Consider the following 26,709-nt stretch of genomic DNA (forward strand, 5'->3'; position numbering starts at 1 on the left):
AGAAGGAAACCGAAATGCCTGTATTACCCGAACTGGAAGCGTTTTTGGAACTGGCTGAATTCAGCCGCATGACCGGCAAGAGCCAGCCCATGCACACGCTGACCCCGGCCCAGGCCCGCAGTGAATTTGAGCTCAGCTCGGGGGTATTTGATGTGCCAGTGCCCGAGGTCGACAGCTACGACCTGCGCATCCCGGCGCGGGATGGTTTCAGTCTGCCTGCGCGGTTGTATCGTGGTGCGCAGCTGGATGGTTCGCGGCTGCCGGTGGTGATTTATTTTCACGGTGGCGGCTATGTGATCGGCAGTCTCGACAGTCATGACGCGCTGTGCCGACGTTTGGCGGCAGCGGGGCACTTTGCAGTGCTGGCGGTGGATTACCGGCTGGCGCCGGAATGGGTATTCCCCACGGCACTGCACGACGCCTGCGATGCGGTGAACTGGCTGCTGCGCGACGGTGCCAGGCACGGGCTGGATGCCACGCGAGTGGCGTTTGCCGGAGACAGCGCAGGGGGCACGTTGAGTACGGTACTCGCGATTCTGGCGGTGCGCGAACCGCAGGAAGTCGCCATCGTGCCGCGTGCGCAGGTGCTGCTTTACCCGGTGACGGATGGCAGCTGCAAGCGTGATTCCCATGTGCGGTATGCCGAGGGCTACCTGCTCGAAACCGCGTGCATGGACTGGTTTTACCGGCTCTACAGTCGCACTCCGGCTGACGTGCAGGATTGGCGTATTTCGCCCTTGCTGGCACCGGATGTCAGTGGCCTGGCCCCGGCGCTGGTGTACCTGGCCGGTTACGATCCGCTGCACGACGAAGGGTTGGCCTATGCCGAAAAACTCAAGCGGGCGGGCAATCAAGTGCTGCTGTGCGAAGAGCCCGGCATGACCCACGACTTTATGCGCATGAGCGGGTTGCTGGAGGAGGTGCCGGTGATTCATGGACGGGTGGCGAGCTGGCTGGATGGGCAGCTCGGGTGTTAGTCCCCGAACCCGAGCTGCGCAATCAGCCAGACGTTGGCGCAGCTGATCAGCGCAAACAGAAACCAGGCCAACAACCGGGTTGGTAGGCGGTTGGCGAAGGGGCCCATGAGTTTCTGGTCGCTGGTCATGCGGATCAGCGGGTACAGCGCAAACGGCAATTGCAGGCTGAGCACGACTTGGCTGAGGATCAGCAACTTGCCCACTGCGCCGTCGCCCATCAGCCAGACCCCGAGAAACGCCGGGATCAGCGCCAGTCCGCGGGTGATCAGGCGGCGTTGCCAGCAGGGGATGTGCAGGTCCAGGTAGCCTTCCATTATCACCTGTCCGGCGATGGTGCCGGTGAAGGTCGAGCTTTGCCCGGAGGCCAGCAGCGCCACGCCGAACAGGACACTGGCCATGGCGCCGCCCACCAGCGGGTCGAGCATGCGGTAGGCGTCCTGGATTTCGACCACATCGCTGTGACCGGTCTGGTGAAAGGCGGCAGCCGCGAGGATCAGGATCGCCGCGTTGACCAGCAACGCCAGGGCCAGCGAGCCGATGGTGTCGATGCGTGACAGGCGCACCGCGTCCAGTTTGCTGGCGTAGTCGGTGCCGGTCAGGCGTGTTTGTACAATGGAGCTGTGCAGGTACAGATTGTGCGGCATGACGGTGGCGCCAATGATGCCGATGGCAATGTACAACGGCGCTGCGTCACTGATGGCTGACAGTGACGGTTTGAAACCTTGGAACACGTCCGGCCAGTAAGGCTTGATCAGCACCAGTTCGACAAAAAAGCAGCCGACGATAGTCAACACCAGCGCCAGCATGATGGCTTCCAGGCGGCGGAAACCCTTGCCTTGCAAGGCAAGCACCAGCAGCGTGTCGAAGGCAGTGAGGGCGATGCCGACGGTCATCGAACAACCCAGTAGCAGGTGGAAGGCCAGCGCGCAGCCGAGCACTTCGGCGAGGTCGGTGGCGATGATCGATATTTCCGCCAATAGCCATTGCACTCGTGCCGAGCGCTTGCTGTAGCGTTCGCGGCACAGTTGCGCCAGATCGCGGCCAGTGGCGATCCCGAGTCGCGAACACAGGCACTGCACGGCCATCCCGGCGAGGCTGGCGAGCAGTACCACAAACAACAGGTTGTAGCCGTATCGCGAACCGGCTTCGATGGCGGTGGCCCAGTTGCCGGGGTCCATGTAGCCGATGCTGATCAGCAAGCCGGGCCCGGCAAAGCGCAGTACGCGTTTAAACAACGGCGCGCTGGCATCGACGGCAACGCTACCGCTGACTTCGGAAGGGCAGAAGGGCGCGGTGGCGGTTTTAGGCAGGCTGAATTTCAAGCTCGGGCTCCACAGGACAGTCAGACAGGCGTGGGCAACCGCACAGGTGTGAGGACCGGTTGCCCGGAGAAATACGCCAGCAGGTTGTTGACGACCAATTGCACGGTGCCTTGTGCGGCTTCTGGCGATTGACCGCCCATGTGCGGGGTCATGACCACGTTGCCGAGGGTTTTGAGGGCATCGGGAACCTGGGGTTCGTGATCGAAGACGTCGAGCCCGGCGCCGGCGATTCGGGCGCTGGCCAGTGCAGCAATCAGCGCGTCGGTGTCAATCACGCTGCCGCGCGCAATATTGATCAGGTAGCCATGCGGCCCCAGGGCATCGAGCACCGGGGCATCGACCAGATGCCGGGTGTCGCTGCCGCCCGGTGTGGCCACGATCAGGAAGTCCACGGCAGCGGCCAGTTCGGCCACGCTGGCGCAGTAGGTATAGGGGGTGTCAGGTCGCGGCTGGCGGTTGTGATAGCTGATGCTCATGTCAAAACCGTTCGCTGCACGCTTGGCAATGGCCAGCCCGACGGCGCCCAGCCCGATGATACCCAGGCGTTTTGCGGCCACAGAGGGCTGGCGCAGTTTGTTCCATTCACCCCGGCGGATACCGGCATCGGCCTGGGGAATGCCGCGTACCAGTGACAGCAGCAGCGCCATCGCATGGTCGGCCACGGACGAGGCATTGGCTCCGGCGCCGTTGGTAACGGTAATCCCTCGATTGCTGGCGGCTTGCAAGTCCACTTGCTCATAGCCTGCACCGATCACGCAGATGATCTTGAGCAAGGGCAGGGCGGCCATTTCTTCGGCGAACAGGCCCAAGGGGCCGCGGGTTAAAACGGCATCGATACGTGCGCCATGTTCGGCAATTGCCGCCGCGCGGCTGGCCATGGTCGGTGCAAGGATCAGCTCGAAACCCTCATGTTCGAGCAGTGGCAGGTAATCGTTAACGGTTTCAACCAGCACCAGTACAACGTGGGACATAGGTGTCTCCAGCCAGAGAATGTCGGGAATGGTCCGAGATTAGCACCACTGCCGGGTGCTTTTCCCTGTATCAATTCGATACAAACGCTCTATTTCAGGTTTTTTCAGCCGTGTGGCGGCTGGGCCGAGTCCTACGCTGGAGCCAAGCAGGGTCGGCCTGTTACCATTCGCCCTTTGTTTTATCTCCATTTCGAGACCGCCCATGACCACCGTTCGCACGCGCATCGCGCCATCGCCTACCGGCGACCCCCACGTCGGCACCGCTTACATCGCTTTGTTCAACTACTGCTTTGCCAAGCAGCATGGCGGCGAATTCATCCTGCGGATCGAAGATACCGACCAGTTGCGCTCGACCCGCGAGTCCGAGCAGCAGATCTACGACGCCCTGCGCTGGTTGGGTATCACCTGGAGCGAAGGCCCGGACGTTGGCGGCCCGCACGGCCCGTACCGTCAAAGCGAGCGTAGCGAGATCTACAAGAAGTACACCCAGCAACTGGTCGAAATGGGCCATGCCTTCCCGTGCTTCTGCACCAGCGAAGAATTGGACCAGATGCGCGCCGAGCAAATGGCCAAGGGCGAGACCCCGCGCTACGACGGTCGAGCGCTGCTGTTGTCCAAGGAAGAAGTCGCGCAGCGCTTGGCCGCTGGCGAGCCGCATGTGATCCGCATGAAAGTGCCGACCGAAGGCGTATGCGTGGTGCCGGACCTGCTGCGCGGTGATGTCGAGATCCCGTGGGATCGTATGGACATGCAAGTGCTGATGAAGACCGACGGTCTGCCGACGTACTTCCTGGCCAACGTGGTCGACGATCACCTGATGGGCATCACCCACGTACTGCGTGGCGAAGAATGGCTGCCATCGGCACCCAAGCTGATCCTGCTGTACGAATACTTTGGCTGGGAACAACCGCAGCTGTGCTACATGCCGCTGTTGCGTAACCCGGACAAGAGCAAACTGTCCAAGCGCAAGAACCCGACTTCGGTGACGTTCTACGAGCGCATGGGCTTTATGCCTGAAGCGATGCTCAACTACCTGGGCCGTATGGGCTGGTCGATGCCGGACGAGCGCGAGAAGTTCTCGCTGCAGGAAATGGTCGACAACTTTGACCTGTCCCGCGTCTCGCTGGGCGGGCCGATCTTTGACGTTGAGAAACTGTCCTGGCTTAACGGCCAATGGTTGCGCGATCTGCCGCTGGAAGAGTTCGCCAGCCGCGTGCAGCAATGGGCGCTGAACCCTGAGTACATGATGAAGATCGCGCCGCTGGTGCAGGGCCGGGTTGAAACCTTCAGCCAAATCGCGCCATTGGCCGGGTTCTTCTTCTCCGGCGGCTTGCAGCTGGATGCCAAGCTGTTTGAGCACAAGAAGCTGTCCAATGAGCAAGTGCGTCAGTTGATGCAACTGATCCTGTGGAAGCTCGAGAGCCTGCGTCAGTGGGAAAAAGACGCGATCACGGGTTGCATCCAGACCGTGGTTGAGTCCCTGGAGCTGAAGCTGCGTGATGCCATGCCGCTGATGTTCGCCTCGATCACAGGGCAAGCCAGCTCGGTGTCGGTGCTGGACGCGATGGAGATTCTGGGGCCGGACCTGACCCGCTTCCGTCTGCGTCAGGCGCTGGACCTGCTGGGCGGCGTGTCGAAGAAAGAAAATAAAGAGTGGGAAAAGCTGTTTAACGCGATTGGTTAACTGCTTTTATTTGTAGCCGCTGCCGCAGGCTGCGATGGACTGCGCAGCAGTCCTGAGGGGGGGAAGGTCCTTCGGCCCTTATCGCAGCCTTCGGCAGCGGCTACAGATTTCGTGGGTTTGGCCCAGTATTTACAGGGCGGGGAGGGTAAGTGGTTGTTCTCACGGCAAATTTTTTTAAAAAACTTTGAAAATAAGTTTGACAGCCTACCCATCCAGTCTTAATATGCGCCCCGTCCACACAGCAACACGAAACAAGCAGCAAGAAACACGCTGCAGTGTCTGTTTGGGGCTATAGCTCAGCTGGGAGAGCGCTTGCATGGCATGCAAGAGGTCAACGGTTCGATCCCGTTTAGCTCCACCAATTTACAGTTCAATGCCTGGCCACACCGGCATTGAATCGATCAACACTCAGTGCTGATCAGTTAGAAGGTTTGTGTCCCCTTCGTCTAGTGGCCTAGGACACCGCCCTTTCACGGCGGTAACAGGGGTTCGAGTCCCCTAGGGGACGCCAGTTTTACAGAAGCAGCACTTCGGTGATGCTCCGCCGCCAGGCGATAAATCGGGGCTATAGCTCAGCTGGGAGAGCGCTTGCATGGCATGCAAGAGGTCAACGGTTCGATCCCGTTTAGCTCCACCAATTTACAGTTCAATGCTTGGCCACACCGGCATTGAATCGATCAGCACTCAGTGCTGATCACTGTTAGAAGGGTTTGTGTCCCCTTCGTCTAGTGGCCTAGGACACCGCCCTTTCACGGCGGTAACAGGGGTTCGAGTCCCCTAGGGGACGCCACGATTACCCGCTTTGCGGGATTTATAAGGGTCATTCGATTATTGAATGACCCTTTTGTTTGTCTGCAGTTTTTATATTCCTCGCCTGCAAGCTTGCAGCAGCACCCTCTGCGTTACACTGCTCTCCTTATTTGTGTACCGGGAGACAAGGCATGAGTTGGGATTTGGCAGCGCCGTTTATCATTGACCTGCACGTGCAGGCTGAAGACATCGACGGGTTTGGCCATGCCAATAACGCGGCCTATGTGGTCTGGCTGGAACGCTGTGCCTGGCGCCATTCGCAGCGCCTGGGGCTGGACCTCACCGAGTACCGTCGTCTTGATCGCGCCATGGCGGTATCCCGGCATGAAATCGATTACCTTGCCAGCGCCTATGAAGACGACGAGCTGCAACTGGCGACCTGGATTGTCGATTGCGACCAGCGCCTGCGCATGACCCGTCATTTTCAACTGGTCCGCCCCAGCGATGGTGTGACCCTGTTGCGTGCGCAAACCACCTTTGTCTGCATCGAGCTGTCCACCGGCAAGCCCAAGCGCCTGCCGCCCGAGTTTCTTGAAGGTTATGGTCCGGCTGTCGTGACAGCCTGACAGGCAGCGCCTGCTCATACCGATTGCCCGCAGAACCACGTAAACTGCCCCACGTTTTTGATGAGAGTCACCCATGCAAATTGCTTTGGCGCCGATGGAGGGGTTGGTCGACAACATCCTGCGTGATGTCCTGACCCGCACCGGCGGTATTGATTGGTGTGTGACCGAATTTATTCGGGTCACCGAACGGCTGTTACCTGAAGCCTACTTCCATAAATTCGCCCCTGAACTGCAGCACGGAGCAAAAACCCGCTCTGGCGTGCCCCTGCGTGTGCAGTTGCTGGGTTCTGATCCTGCCTGTCTGGCCGATAATGCGGCGCTGGCCTGTGAGTTGGGTTCCGGGGTGATTGACCTCAACTTTGGCTGCCCGGCCAAAACCGTGAACAAGTCCCGTGGCGGAGCGGTGCTGCTCAAGGAGCCCGAGTTGCTGCACGCGATCCTGCTGCAAGTGCGCCGCACCGTGCCAGCGCATATCCCGGTCACCGCCAAGATGCGTCTGGGCTTTGATACGCCAGACAGCGCCAATGAGTGCGCGATTGCCTTGGCCGAAGGCGGCGCCAGTCAGATTGTGGTGCATGCGCGGACCAAGATGGATGGCTACAAGCCGCCTGCGCATTGGGAATACATCGCCCAGGTGCAGGAAGCGGTCAAGGTGCCGGTGTTTGCCAATGGCGATATCTGGTCGGTTGAAGACTGGCGCCGTTGCCGCGAAATCAGTGGTGCTGAAGACATCATGCTCGGTCGCGGTCTGGTGTCGCGCCCCGATCTGGCCCGGCAAATCGCCGCAGCCCGTGCCGGTGAGGAAGTGGTTGAAATGACCTGGGCCGATTTACAGCCCATGATCCGCGACTTCTGGACCCAGGCCGAGGCTCAGCTGACGCCGCGTTCAGCTCCGGGACGACTCAAGCAGTGGCTGGCGATGCTGACCCGCAACTACCCTGAAGCCGTCGTACTGTTCAATGCCATGCGCCGGGAAACCGACTGTGAAAAGGTTAGGCATATGGTCAATAACCCGCCAGCAGACGCTGCCTGAAACAGCTGAAAAAAAATTAAAAAAAGCTCTTGAAATGGTTTTTACGGTCCTTATCTAGTGTCCTGTCTCGCAAGTACTGATCCTTTTTGTGAGACAGGACACTCGGGTACGCGATGCCGAAACCGGGTCGCGTAACAATATCTCGCTGAAATCAGGAGGATATAATTATGAGCAACGCATTTTCCATGGCGCCGCTGTTCCGTAATTCTGTCGGCTTTGACCGTTTTAGTGATTTGTTTGAAACCGCTTTGCGCAACGACTCGAGCGGCGGCTACCCACCTTACAACGTTGAAAAACGTGGTGAAGACAGCTATCGCATCGTGGTTGCAGCGGCAGGCTTCCAGCAAGATGATCTGGACCTGCAAGTAGAGAAGGGCGTGCTGACCGTGAGCGGCAGCAAACGTGAAAGCATGAGCGATGAAGGTGTGACCTTCTTGCATCAGGGCATTGCACAGCGGGCCTTTAAATTGTCCTTCCGTCTCGACGATCATATCGAGATCAAAGGCGCCAACCTGAGTAATGGCTTGTTGAGCATTGACTTGCAACGGGTGGTGCCGGAAGAGGCAAAAGCCAAACGCATCCCGATTAATGGGGATTCGCAGCCTGCTCTGCAACACTAATCTGAGCACGCGCTAGCCAAGAACCCCGTCTTTGTGGCGGGGTTCTTGCTATCCGGGTGTTCGTGGCGGGCAGTACGCAGGCATTTGTCCCCGATCTCTCCCCGGGGCAAGTGCCTGCATTTTATCCGCAATCCGTCACTTGGCAGGCTGACCTGCTGTCAGTTGGTGTTTTTGCAGATTCTTGTCAGCTTTGTAGCGCAAGGCTACATCGGGCACGCTGCCGCTTTTGCCGGTTTCCAGCCAGTTACGGATCCGCCCTGCGTCGGCGAAGTGGGTGTATTTGCCAAAGGCATCCAGAATAACCAGCGAAACCGGGCGACCGCCCATTTCAGTCACCAGTACCAAACAATGACCAGCCTGATTGGTAAAGCCGGTTTTGGTGATCTTGATATTCCACTTGTCCTTGTTCACCAGATGGTCGGTGTTATGGAAACCCAGGGTGTAGTTGGGTTTGCGAAATGCCACGGTTTTTTCCTTGGTGGTGCTCAACTGGCTGAGCATCGGGTAATGCCGAGCGGCGGCCAGCAACTTGCTCAGGTCACGTGCGGTAGACACGTTGTGAATCGACAAACCGGTCGGCTCTACGTAATGGGTACTCATCATGCCCAGGCTCTTGGCCTTGGCATTCATCGCTGCGATAAATGCCACATAACCGCCCGGATAGTGATGGGCCAGGCTTGCTGCGGCGCGGTTTTCCGATGACATCAAGGTGATCAGCATCATTTCGTGACGCGACAGCTCACTGCCCAGTTTGACCCGGGAGAACACGCCTTTCATTTCCGGGGTGTCGCTGATGTTGACCGAAATGTACTCATCCATCGACTGCTTGGCGTCCAGTACCACCATGGCGGTCATCAGTTTGGTCACTGAGGCGATAGGAACGATGGCGTCGGGGTTGCTGGCAAAAATGACCTTGTTGGTTTGCAGATCGATCAGCATCGCACTGCCTGAGGCGATATGCAGTTGCGAGGTATCCCTTGGGGCCGAAGTGCTTTCAGCCGCTGCGGCGATTGAAGAAGCACTGGTGCCTGCCAGAACGAAACACAGGCTTAAAATAGAAAGATGAATTTTCACGCAGAATGACTCAAAAAGGGTTGGGAAATACCGGGTTGTAACGGCCGTTACACACATGACGTTACATTTTGTGAGTATGGATCAATAGCGGCAGAAATGCCTGATTTTGCTGGGGTTTGCGCAATAAACAGGTTTTTTACCGGTGCTTTGCTGTTCATGCAGCGCCCGGCGCCGAAATTAGCAGTTGGATGCTGTGCGCAAGCTGAACAGGACTTAAAGATTGCGGGCTGACCTGCGGCCGCTGAGGGCTTGCCTTCACATGCTTGCAGGCGGCGCAATTGTGTAAAATGCCGGCCCCTGAAATTGACCGGCCGGCCCGATGACTCCTGAAGCGTTAACCACCTTGCACCTGCACTTATTGACTGCTCTGCAGACTGCGCCCAGCGAAACCCGGCGTTTGTTCCACGGGCGCGGACGGTGCTGGCCGGGGCTTGAGCAGTTGACGGTGGACTGGCTACAAGGCGTGGTACTGGTCTCGCTGTTCAAGGAGCCGGAGGCTGAACCTCTGGATGCCTTGAAGCAATTGCTGCTGAGCATCGCCCAATCGCCGGAGTGGCAAGCCAGCGGCGCGCATACGCTGGTGCTGCAACATCGCTACACGCTGCAGAGCGACACCGAATGGCTGGTGGGCGAGGCGATTGATGAGTGCACGCTGACTGAAGGCGGATTGAGTTATCGAGTGGATCTGGGCCGCAAGCAGAACAACGGCCTGTTTCTGGACATGCGCTATGGTCGTGACTGGGTACGGGCCAACGCCGAGGGCAAGCGGGTATTGAATCTGTTCGCCTACACCTGTGGTTTTTCAGTGGCAGCGATAGAGGGCGGGGCACAGCATGTGGTCAACCTCGATATGTCCCGTGCGGCGTTGAGCCGTGGGCGTGACAACCATCGCTTGAACGGGCATGACATGAGCAAGGTGACGTTTCTGGGTCATGACCTGTTCAAATCCTGGGGCAAGGTAAAAAGCACCGGCCCTTACGATCTGGTGATCATCGACCCGCCGTCGTTCCAGAAGGGCAGCTTTCTGTTGACCAAGGATTACCAGCGCGTGGTGCGGCGTTTACCGGAGTTGCTCAGCGAAAACGGCACGGTGCTGGCCTGTATGAACGATCCTGCACTGGGTTCGGACTTTTTGATTGATGGCGTGACCCAGGATGCGCCGAGCCTGCACTTTGTTCAGCGTCTGGACAACCCGCCGGAGTTCCCGGATGCCGACGTCGAGTGTGGCCTCAAGGCGCTGGTGTTCAAGCAGGGCGTTTGACGGGCAAAAAAAAGCCCGCGGGGGAGGGTGCGGGCCAAGGGTTCATTGAATGAGCAATGAGCGCGGCGAATATACCCTTCGCCGCGCTTATGGAAGATGAAACAAAATTCATCGACTCAAACAGGAATCGCACTGTAGCCGCTGCCGGAGGCTGCGATCGAGGGCGGAGCCCTGGCAAACCGGTCTTAGCCTCGCAGCTCTCCTCAGCGGCTACAGAATTTTGGGTTACTTGGTGCGCGACGACTCAAACAGGAACCACACGCGGCGTTCTGCTTCGTCGATCCAATTTTCCAGCAGGCTGGTGGTGGCCACGTCTCCGAGTTCGGAGCACATGTCGTGGGTCTCACGCATGTAGGCGGCCAGCTGGATATTGTCTTCGCGCAGCTCTGCCAGCATGTCTTCGGGGGTTACGAAGTCGGCATCGTTATCCAGCAGGCGCTGCAGTTTCTTGATATGGCCGATGGAGCGAAGGGTGGTACGCCCCAGTTTGCGCACGCGTTCGGCAATAGCGTCGGTGGTGGCGTAAATTTGATCGGCTTGCTCGTCCAGCAGCAGATGGAAGTCACGGAAATGCGGGCCGGACATATGCCAGTGGAAGTTCTTGGTTTTCATGTAAATGGCGAAAGTGTCAGCCAGCAGTGCATTTACTTCTGCCGCAATGTTGATACAGGCTTTTTCGCTTAGTGCCGTAGGTGTCCGCAGATCGGCCTTTCTGCTTTCCTTGGCGGATTTCAGGTCTGACATGGTGGTTCCTCGTGGCAGCGGTGGATGGGCAACAACGCAACTTGAATGCGCCTGACTAAAGACCAGGATCAGCCTCTCGTCAAACGCGCCGGGCCTTTTCAAGCAGGCCGCGTAAAGTTTTGAGGGGCGCAGAGCAAGATCGTTCAAGACTTTATTCACGCAAGTTGCGACCCTTTGCCGCTGCTTACTGCCGGATTGTTTCTGATGCGTGATTCCCTTGCTCGAACCGCGTTTTTTCGCGGCACCATAGCCTGCCTTCCGTTGACGCTGGCGTGCGCGCCCTGGGGGTTGTTGGCCGGCTCCACGGCGATTGATGCGCAGTTAACGCCTGCACAAAGTCAGGGGCTGTCGCTGTTTGTGTTTGCCGGTGCGGCGCAACTGGTCGCGATCGGAATGATCAAGGGTGGCGCCAGTGCGATCTCGATTCTGGTAACGACCTTGCTGCTGACCTCGCAGCACTTGCTCTATGCGATGCATCTGCGACCGCTGGTATCGCCGTTGCAACCCAAATGGCGATTCGGGCTGGGCTTTTTGCTGACCGATGAGTTCTTTGCCCTGGTCAGCCCGTTTGACCAGAAGACATTCAATCGCTGGTATGCGCTGGGTGTAGGGCTGTGCATGTACGTGGGCTGGAATATTTTCACCCTTCTGGGCGTGGTGCTGGGCAAGAGCATTCCGGGGCTGGATCAACTGGGGCTGGAATTCTCGATTGCCGCGACCTTTATCGCGTTAATCACGCCCATCGTGCGCACTGTCCCGACGATTGTCTGCGTGGCGGTCTCGTTGTTGACCGTTGTGCTGTTCAGTTACTGGCAGTGGGAGTCGGCCATTGTGCTGGCAGGGTTGGCGGGCATGGTTGCAGGCTATCTGTGCAAGCGTCTGGGAGGGTACTGGGCATGATCTGGACGATTATTGGCGGGATGACGCTGATTCTGTTTTTCAACCGCTACCTGTTTCTGGAGCCGCGGTTGCCGATTCGCTTGAATCGCGGGGTCAAGGAGTTCCTGGGCTTTGCAGTGCCGGGAATGCTGACGGCGATCTGCGGGCCGATCATCTTCGTCAAGGATCACGGGCTCGACTTGAGCCTGAGCAACCCATACCTGTTGGCCGGGTTGTGCGCCATAGGTCTGATGCTTTGGCGACGCAACGTATTGCTCAGTGTCGCGTTGAGTGTCGCGTTGTTTTATCTGTTTCGCTGGTGGCTTTGAGTTGTGCCGCAGCGCGTGAGGTAAAGGGGCCGCTGACGGCAACGCCGTCACTGACCACATACCAGCACGCCAACAGGCCGTCGGCGCGAAGTGGGGCCGGTACGGCACTGCCGATGACTGACATGACATGAATCGTGGGCATAAAAACCTCCTTCAAACAATGTCGCTACCTTACGGCCCGGGCCGCTACGCAAGAAATCATTGCGCGTGATAGTCGTCATTGATGGCGGTGAGGTATCAGTCAACCACCAGATCGAGCATGTGCATGACTTCCTGATCGCTCAACAACCCTTCGCGGACAAGGTGCTGGGTCAATAGAGAAACCAGCTTGGCGGTGCGATGGCCTTCGAGCTGCTTGAGCTCGGTCAGGGTGTTGTAAACCTTGCTGGAGGTGCATAGCCCGACGATATGATGCGGGTTTTGTGTAGGCATAAAGGTCGTCCTTGTTTTTATGATTGTGCCGATGATCGAGCAGATTACGCTCCATAATGCCGTACTTGGGGCCAGTACGGTGTCTCATCCGCGACATTCACATTGTCTATTAGGACCCGTCGGCAGCTGAAAAAGCCTGCCGGTTTGCGCGCACCGGTATCACCAGCGTGGCGGGCCGTAATAACCACGTGGAGGGCCGTAGTACACCGGGTGTGGCCGGCCGTAGTAACCCTGATAGTAGACGGGCTGAGGTGGCTGTACATACACCGGTTGCGGTTGGTAATACACCGGCGGTGCCTGTACGTAGACCGGTTGCGGTTGGGCATAGACCGGTTGTTGAACGTAAACCGGACGCGGTTCCTGGCCTGCTATGACTGAACCCACAACCGCAGCGCCGACTACCGCGCCAAAAAGGACAGGGCCGGCACCCCAGCCGCCATGGGCGGATGCCTGACCCGCTACAGCCAGTGCGCCGATAAGCAAAGCCACTTTGGGGATGGTACGCATCATGACGATTCCTCGAATTCCAGCCCCGACGTTTCGGTCTGCACCAGACCACAGATAATCGCGGGGATAACCTTAAGACAGTGCTTTTTTAAAAAACTGCGAAGCGTTTTGGTAAATTTTGTGTAAGGTCTGGCAGGCGCTGAGACGTTTCAGCGCAAGCGACCGCAGTATGATCCAACAAATTTCTCGGTACGGCGTGTGCCGTCCATCTAAAAGCATTCAGCAAGGAGATGATCATGCAAATGAATCCGAATAAAGACACCCAGCTGTGCATATCGCTGTCGGGTCGGCCGGGTAACTTCGGACTGCGTTTTCATAATCATCTATACGAACAGCTAGGCCTGAACTTTTACTACAAGGCTTTCAGCAGCAAGGACCTTACGGGCGCCGTAACGGGTATCCGGGCCCTGGGGATTCGTGGTTGCGGGGTATCGATGCCTTTCAAGGAAGCGTGTATTGCGCTGGTGGATGAGCTGGATGCGTCGGCCCAAGCCATTGCTTCGATCAACACCATAGTCAACACGAACGGCCACCTCAAGGCCTACAACACGGACTACATCGCTATTGCGCAACTGCTGGCCAGCCATAAAGTCGCCCAGGACACCACCTTTGCACTGCGTGGCAGCGGCGGCATGGCCAAGGCGGTGGCTTCGGCGTTGCGTGATGGCGGCTATCGCAATGGGCTGATCGTGGCGCGTAACGAGGCGACAGGGGCCGCACTGGCGGCAAGCTGCGGTTATGAGTGGCAGCCGGAGCTGGCTGCACAGCGGCCACAGATGCTGATCAACGTGACGCCGGTGGGCATGGCGGGCGGCGCTGAGGCGGATGATCTGGCCTTTGAAGCGGATGCCATTGATCGTGCCGATATCGTCTTCGATGTGGTGGCGATCCCGGTTGAAACGCCATTGATCATTCGTGGTCGTGCCCAGGGCAAACAGGTGATCACGGGGCTTGAGGTTATTGCGATTCAGGCGCTCGAGCAGTTCGTGCTGTACACCGGTGTCCGGCCTACAACGGAGCAGTTCCAGGCTGCGGTGGCATTTGCCCGTAGTTGATTGAGTGTCGGGCGAGTTGCCTCGCCCGATATAGGCTTTACTCCAGCTCTGCCAGACGCGCTTCCAGAGCGGCAATGCGCGCCTCAAGAGCTTCAAAACGCTCCAGCGAGACCCCTGAACCACTGCTGCGTTCTGCGGGTTGCTGGCGCGCGGCCATAATCACTTCGATATCTGCCGGATCGCCCAGTGCATGGGTATAGCGGTCCTCGCGCTGGCCGCTCTGGCGTGGCAATAACAGCGCCAGGTCCCGGGCAATCAAGCGTTCGAGCTGGTGCTGCACTTGCTCGATGTCTTCGAAGTCGTGCATGCGGGAGCTGCGGGTCAATAGCTCGTTCAGGGTTTGCGGACCGCGCAGAAACAGCAATCCCAGCAGCACTACTTGTGCAGGCACCAGCTCCAGCGCCTTGTCGACTTTATGTTCCCAGCGATCGGCACGGCTGCCCATGACCAGTCGGGTAAAGCCGCGGCCTTCCAGTGCGCGCAGGCTTTGCCCGACTTGCCCTTGTGTAAGGCTCATCACCGGTTCGCGACTGGTCTTCTGATTGCAGGCCAGTACCAGTGCGTTGAGCGTCAAGGGATAGGTTTCAGGGTTGGTGGTCTGTTTCTCGATCAACGAGCCGAGGATGCGGATCTCGGTGCTGTTGAGCTGAGGCCCTGCATCAGACTCGATCTGCGTGCTTTGTGGGAACTGACTCGCGGGGACTTCCATTTTCTTCTCCAATTTGAGCAACCGTTGCCAGCAACCATTGTGGAGTCTTTTGCGCGGTAGAGCGACAGCCATGTAACCCCCGCTGTGGGAGCGAGCCTGCTTGCTCCCACAGGTTGTTTCTTATTGTCTGTCAGCGATTGACCAGCTTGGCAGGCAGGGCAATCACCAGCAGGCTGCTCAGTAGCAGGCAGCAGGCGAAAAACCACAGCGCGCCGGAGCCGCTGCCCGTCACGTCGATGGCGATGCCCATCAGCGAGTTGCTCACCAGTCCGGCGATATTGGCCAGCGAGCAGGCGAGGGCAAACCCGGTTGCGGCTGCACGGCCCTTGAGAAAGGTCGCCGGCAAACTGAAAAACACCGGTACAGCGCCAATGATCGCGGCCGATGCAATGGCAAACAGCGCCACGGTTGCCACAACGTTATGGCTGAAGAAGGTGCTGCCAGCCATGGCGGCCGCGCCGACCAGAAAAGGCACGATAATATGCCAGCGCCGCTCGCGATGACGGTCGGAGCTGGCTCCAATCATCAGCATGCCGATCAGGGCTGCGGCGCTGGGCAGAGCCGTCAATACGCCAATATGGAAGTTGTCGGCGACTCCCGCATTGCGAATGAAAGTGGGCATCCAGAAGGCCATCGCATAGGCGCTGAGCAGGATGGAGAAGTCGATCCCGCCGAGCATCCACACCTTCAGGTTAAAAAAACCGTCGCGAAAGCTGTGCTTGCTGTTTTTGCCTTCGACGTCATCTTTGCGCAGCTCGTTTTCAAGCAACTCTTTTTCTTTGGTATTCAGCCATTTGGCGCTGTGATGGCTATTGGGTAGGGCCCAGAACGTCAGAATCCCGAGCAATACGCTGGGGATCGCCTCGATGATAAACAGCCATTGCCAGCCCCTGAGCCCGGCCGTGTTGTCGAAAGCACCCATGATCCAGCCCGACAGCGGCCCGCCGATCACACTGGAAAGCGGCATGCCGATCATGAACAGGGCGATGATGCGTCCCCGTCGCTGCGTCGGGAACCAGGTGGTCAGGTAATACAGCACGCCCGGCAGAAACCCGGCTTCGGCCGCGCCTAGCAAGAAGCGCACGATGTAGAACTGGGCCGGGGTGGTGACCAGCATGGTGCAGGCCGAGAGCAGGCCCCAGGTGATCATGATCCGGGCAATCCAGACCTTGGCGCCGACCTTTTCCAGGACCAGATTGCTCGGCACCTCGAAAATGATATAGCCGACGAAAAACAACCCTGCGCCCAAGCCGAAGGCGGTTTCACTGAACTGCAGGTCGCCGAGCATTTGCAGCTTGGCGAAGCCGATGTTGATCCGGTCCAGATAGGCGGCCAGATAACAGAAGCAAAGGAAGGGGATGAGTTTCCAGGTGATCTTGCGATAGAGCGCCTGGACCGGGTCTTCCATTGCCATGACTGGAGGTGTACCAAAACTTGCAGAAGGCATGCGTGTTATTCCGGCAGTGACCTTAAGGTTGATCTTCATACGCCACAAGAGGACAGGCGTGTCTATAATCGCCGCACATTCAATTCCCGCCCACAGACTGTCGAGACTTTCATGACTATCTCTCTGTACGCTGCTTCCATCCCTGTGTTCAAGCAAATGCTCAACGCCCTGAGCGGTGTTCTGACCAAGGCTGAAGCTCATGCAACCGCCAAGAACATCGACCCGAGCGTGTTTTTGCAAGCGCGTCTGGCACCGGACATGTTCCCGCTGGTACGTCAGGTGCAAATCGCAGTTGATTTTGCCAAGGGTGTGTCGGCCCGTCTGGCTGAAATCGAATTGCCGAAGTATGACGACAGCGAAGTGACCTTCGCCGATCTGCAAGCGCTGATCAGCAAAGTGCTGGCATTTGTTGATTCGATCAAGCCTGAGCAAATCGACGGCAAGGAAGGTATCGAAATCATCACCCGTCAGGGCACGCCGAAAGAGAAACGCTTCACCGGCCAAGCTTACCTGCTGACCTACGGCTTGCCACAGTTCTTCTTCCACGTGACCACTGCTTACGCGATCCTGCGCCACAACGGCGTTGAAGTCGGCAAGCGTGACTACATGGGCGCTTTCTAAGCAAGCCCTCTGTGGGAGCGGGTAAGTCCGGCTCCCACAGATTTTGTTGGTTGTCTTAGCTCTGTTGCACAGCCTTGTCTTGCTGGGCCATGCACGCAGCAGCCGTAAACAGTACATCAGTGGATGAGTTGAGCGCGGTTTCGGCCGAATCTTGCAGGATGCCGATGATGAAGCCCACAGCTACCACTTGCATCGCAATCTCGCTCGGGATGCCAAACAGGCTGCACGCCAACGGGATCAACAGCAGCGACCCGCCCGCCACGCCCGATGCGCCGCACGCGCATATGGCTGCCACGACACTCAGCAAAATGGCTGTCGGTATATCGACCGCAATTCCCAGCGTATGCACGGCTGCCAGGCTCAATACCGTAATGGTGATCGCCGCGCCTGCCATATTGATAGTGGCACCCAGAGGGATGGATACCGAGTAGGTGTCTTCATGCAGACCCAAACGCTCGCTCAACGCCATGTTCACTGGAATATTTGCCGCCGAACTGCGGGTGAAGAACGCGGTAATCCCGCTCTCGCGCAGGCACAGGAACACCAGCGGGTACGGGTTGCGACGCAGCTTCCAGAACACGATCAGCGGGTTGACCACCAGTGCCACAAAGAGCATGCAGCCAATCAGCACGGTGAGCAGGTGCAGGTAGCCCAGCAACGCGCCGAAGCCCGAAGTGGCTAGGGTTGAAGCCACCAGGCCGAAAATACCCAGCGGTGCAAAACGGATGACCACACGCACAATCAGGGTGACGCCGTTGGACAGGTCGCTGAGCACGGTGCGAGTGGCGTCGCCAGCATGGCGAATGGCAATCCCCATCCCGATAGCCCACGCCAGAATGCCGATAAAGTTGGCGTTGATCAGCGCGTTGACCGGGTTATCCACCACACTCAATAACAGGCTTTGCAACACTTCGCTGATACCACCCGGCGCTGCAATGGCGATGTCTTCGGTGACCAGTACCAGGCTCGATGGAAACAGCATGCTGGCGATAACGGCCACTACGGCAGCGGCAAAGGTGCCGAACAGGTAGAGCACCAGGATCGGGCGGATATGGGTTTCTTGTCCGTGTTTATGGTTGGCAATCGATGCCATGACCAGGACAAATACCAGAATCGGTGCCACGGCTTTCAAGGCGCTGACGAACACTTTGCCGATAAAGGCCACCGAAAGCGCAGCCGCAGGTGCAAGCCAGGCCAGCAAAATACCGGCGATCAGACCGATCACGATCTGGGTCACCAGGCTGGTGCTCTTGAGCTTTTGCAGCAGGGTAGGTGGAGCGTCAGTCATAGGGTTTTCTCTAGTTGTTCTGGGTGGTGCATTGAAAAACTATGGGGCGATCAGCAGCAAGCGGGCAGGCTGATCGACGCAAGTCGGCGGGGTTAAACGTTTTGATTAAAGCAGAGTCAGCGGCCGGGGCTGGTCTTGCGTGCTGAACACGTCTGTGTGACTAAAACCACGGCGGGGGGCGAACTTTAACATAGTGATGTAGGTGCATTCTTAAGCAGGGGCAATCTGCCACATCTCATGGCGGGCTTCTATCGAGGGTAACGTGGCTTCGCGTAGAAGCACTCTGTTACTATCACTCATCCCCATTCTTCTTCAAATCAGCGGGCCCCTGGGCTTTCGCTGGCCTCGTTGTCTCTGGAGTTATTCATGCTGTTGCCCATCCTGCTGCTGTCTGCGGCCGGTTTTACCGTGCTCACTACCGAGTTCATCATTGTCGGCCTGCTGCCGTCGATTGCCCGTGACCTTGAGGTCAGCGTGCCCCAGGCCGGTTTGCTGGTGACCCTGTTCGCCTTCACCGTAGCCGCCCTTGGGCCGTTTTTGACCGCGTACTTTGCGCGTTTTCCACGCAAGCGGCTGTTTATCACTATTTTGCTGATGTTCGCCTTCGCCAACACCGTGGCGGCGTTGGCGCCGAATATTTGGGTGATGGCATTTGCTCGACTGTTACCCGCGTTGGGTTTGCCGGTGTTCTGGGCCTTGGCTAGCGAAACAGCGGTAGACATCGTAGGCCCGGATTACGCCGGGCGGGCGATTGCCAAAATTGGTTTCGGAATTGTCTGTGCGACAGTATTTGGTATCCCTGTAGGCACCTTGATCTCCGATGCGTGGGGCTGGCGCAGTGCCTTCGGCATTCTGGCGGTGGTAGCACTGGCCAAGGCCTTGCTGCTGTGGATCTACTTGCCCACGACCCGAACGGTCAAGGAAGTCGTCACCCTGCGCTCACAATTTGGTTTGTTGCGCAGCCCGCTGATGATTGGCCATATCGTATTGTCGGTGCTGGTGTTTAGCGGCATGTTCACGGCTTACACCTACCTGGCCGACATCCTTGAGCGGTTGGCGGGTTTTGACGGCACCCTGGTGGGTTGGTGCCTGATGGGTTTTGGTGCGGTCGGATTGATCGGCAACTCGTTGGGCGGACGCATGGTGGACCGTCATCCGCTGATTGCTTCGATGGTGTTTTGTGCCTTTATGATTGGCGGTCTGGTGGCGCTGGTGCCGAGTATTCACTCGACCCTGGGCCTTGCTGCGGCGATGGGTATTTGGGGTGTGACGCAGGCGGCGCTGTTTCTGGTCAGTCACGTGCGGTTGATGAAAGCCGCGCCCCATGCCCCGGCATTTGCTGCGTCGTTGAACATTGCCGGGGGTAATCTCGGGATTGGCCTGGGCGCGATGGTCGGTGGGCGCGTGATCGATAACTATGGTTTGGGCAGCCTGGGGTTCGTCGCCGCCGGGTTTATTCTGATAGCGATTCTGCTGGCGCTGTTGTTGATGTCCGCCAAGCCTCGCCCTGTGTGCGCTAACGCGGGGTAAACAGCTCGCGCCTGGCTCCCTCGGTAATCGCAACGATGCCGGGGTGGCGGATTTTGCGTTCGACGGTGATGGCGTAAAACGATTCAGTGACCGCTTCGGTGTGACCGATCAGCTCAACGTCAAACTGGCGCATCACCTCCTGAGCAATCACGCTGGGGGCGATAAATACACCGATTCCGGATTGGCCGAAGGCCTGCATCAGTGCGCTGTCATCAAATTCGCCCACGATCCGCGGTTGTATTTGCTGCTCGGCCAGCCAGCGCAGCAAGCGGCTGCGCAGTACGGTCTCGGGGCCAGGGATCAGCAGCGGGGCGCCTTGCAGGCAGTGCGGGAAGTTCTCGGTGTAATCTTTGGCGAGTGCCGGGGCGGCAAAAAAGCTGATGCCGCACTCGCCCAGTTTTTGGCTAAAGCCCTTGATGTCGAGGTGAGAGGGCATAGGGCTGTCGGAAATCACCAGGTCCAGACGCTGAATCGCAAGGTCCGCCAGTAGCCGATCGAGTTTGTCTTCACGACAGGTAATACGGATCGGCTCGTTGAGCTCCATGGTGGGTGCGATCAAGCGATACACAATCGACTTGGGCACCACATCGGCCACGCCAACCCGAAACAGAATTTGTTGCTCCTTGGGCGCCATGCGCAGCATGCTTTCCAGCTCGCTGCCGAGCTGAAAGATCTGCTCGGCATAGGGCAGCACCTGACGCCCGGTTTCGGTTAACTCCAACTGGCGGCCGACCCGGCGAAACAATGGCAGGCCATAGGTATCCTCCAGCAGGCTGATTTGCCCGCTGATTGTCTGCGGCGTGAGATTGAGTTGTTCGCAGGCGCGAACGATACTGCCGGTTTTGGCAACGACCCAAAAGTAGTGAAGTTGGCGGTAATTAAGCATCGGCGCATCAACAGTTCGTAAAAACCGAAGTATAGCGCTTAAAAATACGAATTTTCCTGAAGTGTTTGATTCTCTAGAATCCCGCGTTATGCGCAAGCCACCCCGGTGGCCGTCGGTTTAGAGAGGAAAGAGACCATGAACATTAAAAAATCTGCTGTTGCCGTGTTGTTGGTGTCGGGCCTGGTGCTGATGAGCGGTTGCGATCAGGCAGAAAAAGCCGCCCAACAAATGTTGAGCAAAACCGCTGAGTCCGCCAAACAGGCGATTGATGACACGCACAAGGCGGCTGAACAGGCGCTCAGTGATGCCACTGGCGGGCTGGTCGAAAAAGAGCAGCCTGAACAAGAAAACAAAGACTCATCCAAAGCCATTTAACGCGTCCTACTGCAGAGTCCGAACACACCTATGGAATATCTTTTACAACTGGCTGCCAGCCCCGCAGCCTGGGTTGCCTTGGCCACGTTGATCGTGATGGAAATCGTGCTGGGCATCGATAACCTGATCTTTATCTCGATTTTGACCAACAAACTGCCTGAGCAATACCGCACCAAGGCACGTCGTATCGGTATCGGCATGGCGCTGATTTTGCGCCTGGGTCTGCTGGGTACTATCGCCTACATTGTTCAGTTGACCACGCCAGTGTTTGAAGTGCTGGGCAAGGCCTTTTCGTGGAAGGACATGATTCTGATTGCCGGTGGTCTGTTCCTGGTATGGAAAGCCACCAGTGAAATCCACCACAGCATGACCCCGCAACCGGAAGAAAAGACCGAGAGCGTGTCGTCGAAAGTAACCTTGGGTTTTGCGGCGGCCATCGGGCAGATTTTGATGCTGGACCTGGTGTTCTCCATCGACAGCATCATTACCGCAGTCGGCATGACCGAACACTTGCCAATCATGGTGATTGCAGTAGTGGTCGCGGTAATGGTGATGTTGCTGGCTTCGGAGCCTCTGGCCAAATTCATCAATGACAACCCGACCGTGGTGATGCTGGCGCTGGCCTTCCTGATCATGATCGGTATGACCCTGATCGCCGAAGGCTTCGGTGCCCATGTACCTAAAGGCTACGTGTATGCGGCGATGGCGTTCTCGGCCACTGTTGAAACACTCAACATTGTGGCGCGCCAGATTCGGGAAAAACGCCAGGCTGCCCTGGTGAAGTAAGCGCAAGTAACTGCTAAAAAGCCGTCCACCCTGTTTGGGGTGGGCGGCTTTTTGTTTAATGGGCGTTTGCTGCGCCAGCTACCGGTTTTTCAGGGGTGTCTTGCGGTTTTGGCTGCACCTGCGGGTGGTGATGGCGGCTAATGCGCATCAGGCCCCAGAGCATAGCGCCAGCGACAGTCAGCCAGCCGGTGATCAGCAGGACAATCGTGAGTATCGGGCTCATCAGTGCCTCCTTTGCCCCCAACGGGCTCAAACACACGCCAAGCAATGGACAGTCTAGCCTCAGCAGTGTTGCAGTCTATTGACCGAAGGTCGTGCTGGACTAACCATTTTGCTCTATCTCAACGATAGTGCTGTGGCTAAAGGCTATACCTCGTCCTGTTGGCACCCTATGATCGTCACCCTTGGCGGGCCTGATGGTCCGACACTCATTCAAGGCGAGGGAATATGCAGGGAGTGACTGGGTTGAGATCAGCGCGACTGTTGCTGACAGGGTTCCTGGTATTGGTGATGGCGGGATGCGCTAGTGTTGAGTCTCCGCAAATTCAGCGTTTGCCTGAACGGGTCGAGCTCAATGGCGTACCCTTTTTTCGCGGTAATGCCAATCAAGGCGGCCCGCAAACATTGGCCGGGATGCTCGGTGAGCAACGGGTCAGAATTACCCCGGGTCTTTTGATCAAACCGCTGAAGCTGCCGGGCGCCGAAGCTGCATTGCAAGGCAATATGGAGCAACTGGCTGCTGGCTACGGGTTGATGGTCTATCCGTTGGACTCGTCGCTTTCTGCGCTCTTGACCCAAGTCGCTGCAGGCTATCCGGTCATGCTGCGTTTCAGCGACGGCACGCTCTGGTCCGAGCCGCGCTACGCGATGCTTGTAGGTTATAACCGCGCCAAGCGTACGGTAATGCTGCGTGCGGGCATGGAACGGCGGCGACTGATGAACATCAATACGTTCGAGTCGGCCTGGAAAGATGCCGGAGGCTGGGCGGTACTGATCCTGTCGCCGACACAATTGCCGGCCAATGTCGACAAGGCGCGCTGGTTGAAAGCGGCTAATGACCTGTCCCGCTCGGGACAGGAGCAGGCCGGGGCCACCGCCATCAAGACCCTTGAATCCAATAAATAGACAAACCCTGTGGGAGCGGGCTTGCTCGCGATGTAAACAACGCGGTTTCACTGAAGGATCGCGTCGCGCCTATCGTGAGCAAGCCCGTTCCCACAATGGGTTAAAACCCGAACTTGTCCCGCAGGCTGTAGTACCACGCGCCCAAAGCGGTCAGTGGTGTACGCAGCAGCTGTCCGCCGGGGAAAGGATAGTGCGGCAAGTCGGCAAACGCATCAAAGCGCTCTGCTTGGCCGCGCAAGGCCTCAGCCAGCACTTTGCCTGCCAGATGGGTGTAAGTCACTCCGTGACCGCTGCAACCCTGCGAGTAATAAATGTTGTCACCGATACGGCCAACCTGAGGCAGGCGTGACAGCGTCAGCAGGAAGTTACCCGTCCATGCGTAGTCAATTTTCACGTCCTTGAGCTGCGGGAAAGCCTTGAGCATTTTTGGCCGGATAATCGCTTCAATGTTGGCCGGGTCCCGCGCGCCATACACCACGCCGCCGCCGAAGATCAGGCGCTTGTCGCCGGACAGGCGATAGTAATCGAGCAGGTAGTTACAGTCTTCGACGCAGTAATCTTGCGGCAACAGGGTTTTGGCCAGTTCTTCGCTCAACGGTTCGGTGGTGATTACCTGAGTACCGCACGGCATGGATTTGGACGCCAGTTCGGGTACCAGATTACCCAGATAAGCATTGCCCGCGACGATGATGAACTTGGCGCGCACCTTGCCTTGTGGCGTATGCACCACAGGATTGGCACCGCGTTCAATCCGTATCGCCGGTGACTGCTCGTAAATCGTACCGCCCAGCGACTCAACGGCGGCGGCCTCGCCCAGAGCCAGATTCAGCGGGTGAATATGCCCGCCGCTCATGTCCAGCAGCCCCCCCTGATACTGATCGCAGTCCACAACCTCACGAATCCGGCGCTGATCCAGCAACTCCAGATGGGTGTTGCCATAACGCTCCCAGAGTTTTTTTTGTGCTTCCAGATGGCCCATCTGCTTGGCGGTAATCGCTGCAAACACACCGCCGTCTTTCAAGTCGCACTGGATCTGATACTTGTCCACGCGTTCACGAATGATCTTGGCGCCTTCAAAGGCCATCTGCCCCAGCAACTGCGCCTGCTTGGCCCCCACAGTGCGCTCGATCACATCTATATCGCGGCTGTAACTATTAACGATCTGCCCGCCATTGCGTCCGGAAGCGCCGAACCCCACCTTTGCGGCTTCCAGCACAGTGACCTTGAAACCGGCCTCCAGCAAAAACAGCGCACTCGACAGCCCGGTATAGCCAGCGCCGATTACACAGACATCCGTCTCGACCTCACCCTGCAGGGCAGGGCGTTCAGGAGTCGGATTAGCTGAAGCCGCATAGTAGGACTGGGGATAGGGAGTGTTCGACATTCTGCAGCCTCTGTTTTATATTTTTTACGAGTGCGACCGATGCTACCTGAGTTGAAAACCGCCCGCCAGCTACCGGCGGATGAGCTTTTTTGCGGTGAAAATAAATAATTCGACTATTCATAGGGTTAGCTGCAAAAAAGGTGTTGACACCCCTCCGCAAATCTATAGAATGCGACCCCACAGCAGGCACGTAGCTCAGTTGGTTAGAGCACCACCTTGACATGGTGGGGGTCGTTGGTTCGAGTCCAATCGCGCCTACCAAACAAAATCCGCTCTGCTGGGCGGTCTAGAAGGGCTCACCGAAAGGTGGGCCCTTTTTTGTTGTCTGCGATTTGCAAAGCTTTTGCAAACCCCCCCACCTCAGGCGCATTACGCGCCGGATAGAGTGCGTATCAAGCGAGCAGGCCTGTTACAGACGATTGTGGGGGCGATCATCGGTGGGGCGATCTACGCCGAAGACAAGATGTAAGCGATTAAGGAAGATCGGTCGACGACGGCTTGGGCTGCACTCTGAAGCGTGAAGTCCGCACGTATCTTCCAAGCAGCCACATGCCGTAGGCAATACTTGCCGAGAGCACGCAAAATAGCCAGACGCCCAGCACTTCTCCGAATCGATAGGGTGTCAAATGCGTCGTAAAAACCAGCACGGCAGACTTGAAAACGGTTTTCGAAGCTTGGACCCATATCAAAATGGCTACGGCGTATATCGGTAACGAGGCCGCCAATCGAAGCCAGTAAAGCGCTTTGTTCATGAGTAACGTCTTCCTTGAGGGGGCGTTTAAAGCACGGCATGTTAAGGGCTTCATACGCCAAGTCTACCCCTGGGCTGTGTTCTGCTTAGACAGGGTTGCGCGAGTGACTTTCCTTGTGGAAATCACAACCGAAGAGTCTTCTTGCATTTTTATGCGCAATTCACCGTACAGAGCCAATGAGCTTCATGACGGCATGACCATCAATGGGGGCGGTGTATGCAGTGGTCAGTCGATCGCCTTGCTAACTGCTGCGCCAATCAGCACGAATGGCGACAGCACAACCATGAACACGGTCATCCAGGCTCCCGTGTAGGCGTCGTCGACCTTCTTTCCCAATCCTGATGTCGAGGTCGCGGGTTCCTGGCGCTTGGACACGCTCAGGGCATAACGATAGTGATCTGCCTGGTCACCTTGGTGAACGCGGCATGCTTCGTGACTGAGGCTGACATAGCGTCCTCTCGGTGTATGCGTATCTCTCTCCGACTGAGCGATTGTGTTGTTGTGGCTGTCGATACGTTGTTGCAGGTCTCTCATCTGCGTCTTGAGCTCGGACTCGCATTCGCCCTCACTGGTGAACACGCGGCTAGTCTTGTTGATCACGCTGGGGCGATTTCGGCTATCCAGGAACACGTTGATTTCACCGCTGTGCCCATCATCCCGTTGAAATACCCTGGCCCCCGCGAGCGTTTCGAAACCGGTATTGGTGAGCGCGTTGAGTTCATCGCTGGAGAGCGGCTTATATAAGGTGTAGCCATAAATCTGCGGCCCGCTGATGGGCGCCTTGGCCGCAGGTGTGGCGCACGCCGTTAGTGACGAAGCAATAATCGAAAGGCTTAACACGACACAAAAGGTCCTGTTCATGACTTCATCCATTGACTGTTTGGATCACCGATAATCAGGCGCAGGTTACCTGAGCCCCGTGCCATCGAGGTAGTGCGCGAGTTGTTGGTCGGGACGCCTCCCAACATGCAGGTGATAGGTTCGGCTGCTATGGAAACAGCCGAAAGTAGCTGATAAGTCGCGACAGTGATGCCTGCACGGGTTGCCTACCGTTTGGGGAGACCATGCTTATCACTTCGTTGCTTTTCATGATGGGTTAGCGCCGGATACGGATCTTTTGCCAGCTCACATCGTTGTTAAATGCTCCCGTATCGCCTCGTATCACATACAGGGTGGCCCTGTAGGCGGAGGTCAGTGGTGTGCATTGCAGTCCTCGAATTTTTCGATATGCCCATACCCAGCCGTGAGTCTTGCTGGCGTTCATCCTTCTTCCTGCTTTTTGATCTTCATGTTTCTAAGCTGTCCAGGAAAATTATCTGAGTTTTCTTGGACTCTCACTTCTGCGCTAGTTCAATTATTAAGTACGTTTTGTATTTTTTGAGAGATTTAAATCCCCGTCACGGCGCAGCACTTACTTTAGATCCTCCGAACGCCAGCGACATGGGGGCCTGGCCGCACATCGGCTGGCCGTACGCATTCCGCAACCGGTTGGCGATCGGCGCGATAAAAAGGTTGGCTTGGACAATAACGAACTTGCGAATG

The 26,709-nt window shown here is 57.4% G+C and carries 29 protein-coding genes and 5 tRNA genes; 19 read left to right on the plus strand and 15 right to left on the minus strand.

Annotation, left to right across the window (positions count from 1 at the left end; translation table 11 throughout):
* Positions 1-14: 14 nt before the first annotated feature.
* On the plus strand, positions 15-977 hold the full coding sequence (locus V6L79_RS12165; protein ID WP_321836134.1) for an alpha/beta hydrolase: 963 nt from the start codon (positions 15-17) through the stop codon (positions 975-977).
* Here V6L79_RS12165 and V6L79_RS12170 read toward each other — a convergent pair.
* Together V6L79_RS12170 and V6L79_RS12175 are read right to left on the minus strand one after the other, a co-directional pair.
* Complete coding sequence (locus V6L79_RS12170; RefSeq protein WP_261741751.1) at positions 974-2,299, minus strand: Nramp family divalent metal transporter; 1,326 nt, start codon at positions 2,297-2,299, stop codon at positions 974-976. The genes V6L79_RS12165 and V6L79_RS12170 overlap by 4 nt on opposite strands.
* A gap of 20 nt (positions 2,300-2,319) precedes the next feature.
* Positions 2,320-3,270: a 2-hydroxyacid dehydrogenase gene (locus V6L79_RS12175; protein ID WP_261741752.1), complete on the minus strand. Its 951-nt coding sequence runs from the start codon at positions 3,268-3,270 to the stop codon at positions 2,320-2,322.
* A gap of 202 nt (positions 3,271-3,472) precedes the next feature.
* Between V6L79_RS12175 and gltX the strand changes: the two genes are divergently transcribed.
* From gltX to V6L79_RS12215, 8 genes are all read left to right on the plus strand, one after another.
* On the plus strand, positions 3,473-4,954 hold the full coding sequence (gene gltX, locus V6L79_RS12180) for a glutamate--tRNA ligase (RefSeq protein ID WP_261741753.1): 1,482 nt from the start codon (positions 3,473-3,475) through the stop codon (positions 4,952-4,954).
* A 285-nt stretch (positions 4,955-5,239) separates the two neighbouring features.
* A tRNA-Ala gene (locus V6L79_RS12185) sits at positions 5,240-5,315 on the plus strand.
* Positions 5,316-5,389: 74 nt separating this feature from the next.
* Positions 5,390-5,465 (plus strand) — tRNA-Glu (locus tag V6L79_RS12190).
* Positions 5,466-5,515: 50 nt separating this feature from the next.
* A tRNA-Ala gene (locus V6L79_RS12195) sits at positions 5,516-5,591 on the plus strand.
* Positions 5,592-5,668: 77 nt separating this feature from the next.
* A tRNA-Glu gene (locus tag V6L79_RS12200) sits at positions 5,669-5,744 on the plus strand.
* 151 nt (positions 5,745-5,895) lie between these two features.
* Positions 5,896-6,330, plus strand: coding sequence for a thioesterase family protein (locus V6L79_RS12205; RefSeq protein ID WP_261741754.1), 435 nt, complete (start codon positions 5,896-5,898; stop codon positions 6,328-6,330).
* A 73-nt stretch (positions 6,331-6,403) separates the two neighbouring features.
* Complete coding sequence (locus V6L79_RS12210; RefSeq protein WP_338580286.1) at positions 6,404-7,363, plus strand: tRNA-dihydrouridine synthase; 960 nt, start codon at positions 6,404-6,406, stop codon at positions 7,361-7,363.
* A 167-nt stretch (positions 7,364-7,530) separates the two neighbouring features.
* On the plus strand, positions 7,531-7,983 hold the full coding sequence (locus tag V6L79_RS12215) for an Hsp20 family protein (protein WP_261741756.1): 453 nt from the start codon (positions 7,531-7,533) through the stop codon (positions 7,981-7,983).
* 135 nt (positions 7,984-8,118) lie between these two features.
* Here V6L79_RS12215 and pbpG read toward each other — a convergent pair whose 3' ends face one another.
* Positions 8,119-9,057, minus strand: a complete 939-nt coding sequence (pbpG, locus tag V6L79_RS12220; protein WP_261741757.1) for a D-alanyl-D-alanine endopeptidase — start codon at positions 9,055-9,057, stop codon at positions 8,119-8,121.
* Between the two features lie 319 nt (positions 9,058-9,376).
* On the opposite strand from pbpG, the gene V6L79_RS12225 reads away from it, so the two are divergent.
* Positions 9,377-10,318 (plus strand): class I SAM-dependent methyltransferase, encoded by a 942-nt coding sequence (locus V6L79_RS12225; RefSeq protein WP_321836135.1) that lies wholly within the window; start codon positions 9,377-9,379, stop codon positions 10,316-10,318.
* Positions 10,319-10,543: 225 nt separating this feature from the next.
* Here the strand turns inward: V6L79_RS12225 and V6L79_RS12230 are convergent, their stop codons facing one another.
* A complete protein-coding gene (locus V6L79_RS12230; protein ID WP_261741759.1) occupies positions 10,544-11,062 on the minus strand; it encodes a Dps family protein in 519 nt (172 codons plus the stop codon).
* Positions 11,063-11,266: 204 nt separating this feature from the next.
* On the opposite strand from V6L79_RS12230, the gene V6L79_RS12235 reads away from it, so the two are divergent.
* Positions 11,267-11,962: an AzlC family ABC transporter permease gene (locus V6L79_RS12235; RefSeq protein ID WP_261741760.1), complete on the plus strand. Its 696-nt coding sequence runs from the start codon at positions 11,267-11,269 to the stop codon at positions 11,960-11,962.
* The gene (locus tag V6L79_RS12240) at positions 11,959-12,270 is read left to right on the plus strand and encodes an AzlD domain-containing protein (RefSeq protein ID WP_261741761.1); all 312 of its coding nucleotides are present in this window, start codon (positions 11,959-11,961) and stop codon (positions 12,268-12,270) included. The genes V6L79_RS12235 and V6L79_RS12240 overlap by 4 nt, the downstream gene beginning before the upstream one ends.
* On the opposite strand, the gene V6L79_RS12245 is transcribed toward V6L79_RS12240, so the two are convergent.
* The 3 genes from V6L79_RS12245 to V6L79_RS12255 all read right to left on the minus strand — a co-directional run bounded on the left by V6L79_RS12245 (position 12,218) and on the right by V6L79_RS12255 (position 13,212).
* Complete coding sequence (locus tag V6L79_RS12245) at positions 12,218-12,412, minus strand: hypothetical protein (RefSeq protein ID WP_261741762.1); 195 nt, start codon at positions 12,410-12,412, stop codon at positions 12,218-12,220. The two genes, V6L79_RS12240 and V6L79_RS12245, sit on opposite strands and share 53 nt — an antisense overlap.
* Positions 12,413-12,507: 95 nt before the next feature.
* Positions 12,508-12,702, minus strand: coding sequence for a hypothetical protein (locus V6L79_RS12250; protein ID WP_261741763.1), 195 nt, complete (start codon positions 12,700-12,702; stop codon positions 12,508-12,510).
* 159 nt (positions 12,703-12,861) lie between these two features.
* The gene (locus V6L79_RS12255) at positions 12,862-13,212 is read right to left on the minus strand and encodes a hypothetical protein (RefSeq protein ID WP_261741764.1); all 351 of its coding nucleotides are present in this window, start codon (positions 13,210-13,212) and stop codon (positions 12,862-12,864) included.
* A 233-nt stretch (positions 13,213-13,445) separates the two neighbouring features.
* Here V6L79_RS12255 and V6L79_RS12260 point away from each other — a divergent pair, with 233 nt between their 5' ends.
* Positions 13,446-14,264: a shikimate 5-dehydrogenase gene (locus V6L79_RS12260; RefSeq protein WP_338580287.1), complete on the plus strand. Its 819-nt coding sequence runs from the start codon at positions 13,446-13,448 to the stop codon at positions 14,262-14,264.
* 37 nt (positions 14,265-14,301) lie between these two features.
* Here the strand turns inward: V6L79_RS12260 and V6L79_RS12265 are convergent, their stop codons facing one another.
* A complete protein-coding gene (locus V6L79_RS12265; RefSeq protein WP_261741766.1) occupies positions 14,302-14,973 on the minus strand; it encodes a YceH family protein in 672 nt (223 codons plus the stop codon).
* Positions 14,974-15,103: 130 nt separating this feature from the next.
* Positions 15,104-16,420: an MFS transporter gene (locus V6L79_RS12270; protein ID WP_338580288.1), complete on the minus strand. Its 1,317-nt coding sequence runs from the start codon at positions 16,418-16,420 to the stop codon at positions 15,104-15,106.
* 111 nt (positions 16,421-16,531) lie between these two features.
* Between V6L79_RS12270 and V6L79_RS12275 the strand changes: the two genes are divergently transcribed.
* Positions 16,532-17,041, plus strand: coding sequence for a DUF1993 family protein (locus V6L79_RS12275; protein WP_261741768.1), 510 nt, complete (start codon positions 16,532-16,534; stop codon positions 17,039-17,041).
* Positions 17,042-17,096: 55 nt separating this feature from the next.
* Here V6L79_RS12275 and sstT read toward each other — a convergent pair whose 3' ends face one another.
* Positions 17,097-18,329, minus strand: coding sequence for a serine/threonine transporter SstT (gene sstT, locus V6L79_RS12280; RefSeq protein WP_261741769.1), 1,233 nt, complete (start codon positions 18,327-18,329; stop codon positions 17,097-17,099).
* 366 nt (positions 18,330-18,695) lie between these two features.
* On the opposite strand from sstT, the gene V6L79_RS12285 reads away from it, so the two are divergent.
* Positions 18,696-19,859 (plus strand): MFS transporter, encoded by a 1,164-nt coding sequence (locus tag V6L79_RS12285; RefSeq protein ID WP_261741770.1) that lies wholly within the window; start codon positions 18,696-18,698, stop codon positions 19,857-19,859.
* Here the strand turns inward: V6L79_RS12285 and nhaR are convergent.
* A complete protein-coding gene (gene nhaR / locus V6L79_RS12290) occupies positions 19,846-20,745 on the minus strand; it encodes a transcriptional activator NhaR (protein ID WP_261741771.1) in 900 nt (299 codons plus the stop codon). The genes V6L79_RS12285 and nhaR overlap by 14 nt on opposite strands.
* A gap of 135 nt (positions 20,746-20,880) precedes the next feature.
* Between nhaR and V6L79_RS12295 the strand changes: the two genes are divergently transcribed.
* Complete coding sequence (locus tag V6L79_RS12295) at positions 20,881-21,120, plus strand: hypothetical protein (RefSeq protein WP_261741772.1); 240 nt, start codon at positions 20,881-20,883, stop codon at positions 21,118-21,120.
* 30 nt (positions 21,121-21,150) lie between these two features.
* Positions 21,151-21,906 carry a TerC family protein gene (locus tag V6L79_RS12300; RefSeq protein WP_261741773.1) on the plus strand — a complete coding sequence of 252 codons (756 nt, stop codon included), beginning with the start codon at positions 21,151-21,153 and terminating at the stop codon, positions 21,904-21,906.
* Between the two features lie 55 nt (positions 21,907-21,961).
* On the opposite strand, the gene V6L79_RS12305 is transcribed toward V6L79_RS12300, so the two are convergent.
* Positions 21,962-22,129 (minus strand): hypothetical protein, encoded by a 168-nt coding sequence (locus tag V6L79_RS12305; RefSeq protein ID WP_261741774.1) that lies wholly within the window; start codon positions 22,127-22,129, stop codon positions 21,962-21,964.
* 224 nt (positions 22,130-22,353) lie between these two features.
* On the opposite strand from V6L79_RS12305, the gene V6L79_RS12310 reads away from it, so the two are divergent.
* A complete protein-coding gene (locus tag V6L79_RS12310) occupies positions 22,354-23,031 on the plus strand; it encodes a peptidase C39 family protein (RefSeq protein WP_321836142.1) in 678 nt (225 codons plus the stop codon).
* Positions 23,032-23,131: 100 nt separating this feature from the next.
* Here the strand turns inward: V6L79_RS12310 and V6L79_RS12315 are convergent, their stop codons facing one another.
* Complete coding sequence (locus V6L79_RS12315; protein ID WP_338578849.1) at positions 23,132-24,415, minus strand: FAD-binding oxidoreductase; 1,284 nt, start codon at positions 24,413-24,415, stop codon at positions 23,132-23,134.
* 184 nt (positions 24,416-24,599) lie between these two features.
* Between V6L79_RS12315 and V6L79_RS12320 the strand changes: the two genes are divergently transcribed.
* Positions 24,600-24,676: transfer RNA gene (locus tag V6L79_RS12320), tRNA-Val, on the plus strand.
* A gap of 212 nt (positions 24,677-24,888) precedes the next feature.
* Here V6L79_RS12320 and V6L79_RS12325 read toward each other — a convergent pair.
* Complete coding sequence (locus V6L79_RS12325; protein ID WP_338578850.1) at positions 24,889-25,167, minus strand: hypothetical protein; 279 nt, start codon at positions 25,165-25,167, stop codon at positions 24,889-24,891.
* A gap of 225 nt (positions 25,168-25,392) precedes the next feature.
* The gene (locus tag V6L79_RS12330) at positions 25,393-26,028 is read right to left on the minus strand and encodes a hypothetical protein (RefSeq protein WP_338578851.1); all 636 of its coding nucleotides are present in this window, start codon (positions 26,026-26,028) and stop codon (positions 25,393-25,395) included.
* Positions 26,029-26,709: the final 681 nt, after the last annotated feature.

Source organism: Pseudomonas sp. ML2-2023-6 (assembly GCF_037055265.1).
Classification (GTDB): domain Bacteria; phylum Pseudomonadota; class Gammaproteobacteria; order Pseudomonadales; family Pseudomonadaceae; genus Aquipseudomonas; species Aquipseudomonas kulmbachensis.

Excerpts from the sequence above, each read along its gene's own strand:
- V6L79_RS12165 (WP_321836134.1), top strand. The coding sequence starts at position 15 with ATGCCTGTATTACCCGAACTGGAAGCGTTTTTGGAACTGGCTGAATTC.
- V6L79_RS12175 (WP_261741752.1), bottom strand. The coding sequence starts at position 3,270 with ATGTCCCACGTTGTACTGGTGCTGGTTGAAACCGTTAACGATTACCTG.
- gltX (WP_261741753.1), top strand. The coding sequence starts at position 3,473 with ATGACCACCGTTCGCACGCGCATCGCGCCATCGCCTACCGGCGACCCC.
- V6L79_RS12205 (WP_261741754.1), top strand. The coding sequence starts at position 5,896 with ATGAGTTGGGATTTGGCAGCGCCGTTTATCATTGACCTGCACGTGCAG.
- V6L79_RS12210 (WP_338580286.1), top strand. The coding sequence starts at position 6,404 with ATGCAAATTGCTTTGGCGCCGATGGAGGGGTTGGTCGACAACATCCTG.
- V6L79_RS12215 (WP_261741756.1), top strand. The coding sequence starts at position 7,531 with ATGAGCAACGCATTTTCCATGGCGCCGCTGTTCCGTAATTCTGTCGGC.
- V6L79_RS12225 (WP_321836135.1), top strand. The coding sequence starts at position 9,377 with ATGACTCCTGAAGCGTTAACCACCTTGCACCTGCACTTATTGACTGCT.
- V6L79_RS12230 (WP_261741759.1), bottom strand. The coding sequence starts at position 11,062 with ATGTCAGACCTGAAATCCGCCAAGGAAAGCAGAAAGGCCGATCTGCGG.
- V6L79_RS12235 (WP_261741760.1), top strand. The coding sequence starts at position 11,267 with ATGCGTGATTCCCTTGCTCGAACCGCGTTTTTTCGCGGCACCATAGCC.
- V6L79_RS12240 (WP_261741761.1), top strand. The coding sequence starts at position 11,959 with ATGATCTGGACGATTATTGGCGGGATGACGCTGATTCTGTTTTTCAAC.
- V6L79_RS12245 (WP_261741762.1), bottom strand. The coding sequence starts at position 12,412 with ATGCCCACGATTCATGTCATGTCAGTCATCGGCAGTGCCGTACCGGCC.
- V6L79_RS12250 (WP_261741763.1), bottom strand. The coding sequence starts at position 12,702 with ATGCCTACACAAAACCCGCATCATATCGTCGGGCTATGCACCTCCAGC.
- V6L79_RS12255 (WP_261741764.1), bottom strand. The coding sequence starts at position 13,212 with ATGATGCGTACCATCCCCAAAGTGGCTTTGCTTATCGGCGCACTGGCT.
- V6L79_RS12260 (WP_338580287.1), top strand. The coding sequence starts at position 13,446 with ATGCAAATGAATCCGAATAAAGACACCCAGCTGTGCATATCGCTGTCG.
- V6L79_RS12265 (WP_261741766.1), bottom strand. The coding sequence starts at position 14,973 with ATGGAAGTCCCCGCGAGTCAGTTCCCACAAAGCACGCAGATCGAGTCT.
- V6L79_RS12270 (WP_338580288.1), bottom strand. The coding sequence starts at position 16,420 with ATGCCTTCTGCAAGTTTTGGTACACCTCCAGTCATGGCAATGGAAGAC.
- V6L79_RS12275 (WP_261741768.1), top strand. The coding sequence starts at position 16,532 with ATGACTATCTCTCTGTACGCTGCTTCCATCCCTGTGTTCAAGCAAATG.
- sstT (WP_261741769.1), bottom strand. The coding sequence starts at position 18,329 with ATGACTGACGCTCCACCTACCCTGCTGCAAAAGCTCAAGAGCACCAGC.
- V6L79_RS12285 (WP_261741770.1), top strand. The coding sequence starts at position 18,696 with ATGCTGTTGCCCATCCTGCTGCTGTCTGCGGCCGGTTTTACCGTGCTC.
- nhaR (WP_261741771.1), bottom strand. The coding sequence starts at position 20,745 with ATGCTTAATTACCGCCAACTTCACTACTTTTGGGTCGTTGCCAAAACC.
- V6L79_RS12295 (WP_261741772.1), top strand. The coding sequence starts at position 20,881 with ATGAACATTAAAAAATCTGCTGTTGCCGTGTTGTTGGTGTCGGGCCTG.
- V6L79_RS12300 (WP_261741773.1), top strand. The coding sequence starts at position 21,151 with ATGGAATATCTTTTACAACTGGCTGCCAGCCCCGCAGCCTGGGTTGCC.
- V6L79_RS12305 (WP_261741774.1), bottom strand. The coding sequence starts at position 22,129 with ATGAGCCCGATACTCACGATTGTCCTGCTGATCACCGGCTGGCTGACT.
- V6L79_RS12310 (WP_321836142.1), top strand. The coding sequence starts at position 22,354 with ATGCAGGGAGTGACTGGGTTGAGATCAGCGCGACTGTTGCTGACAGGG.
- V6L79_RS12315 (WP_338578849.1), bottom strand. The coding sequence starts at position 24,415 with ATGTCGAACACTCCCTATCCCCAGTCCTACTATGCGGCTTCAGCTAAT.
- V6L79_RS12325 (WP_338578850.1), bottom strand. The coding sequence starts at position 25,167 with ATGAACAAAGCGCTTTACTGGCTTCGATTGGCGGCCTCGTTACCGATA.
- V6L79_RS12330 (WP_338578851.1), bottom strand. The coding sequence starts at position 26,028 with ATGAACAGGACCTTTTGTGTCGTGTTAAGCCTTTCGATTATTGCTTCG.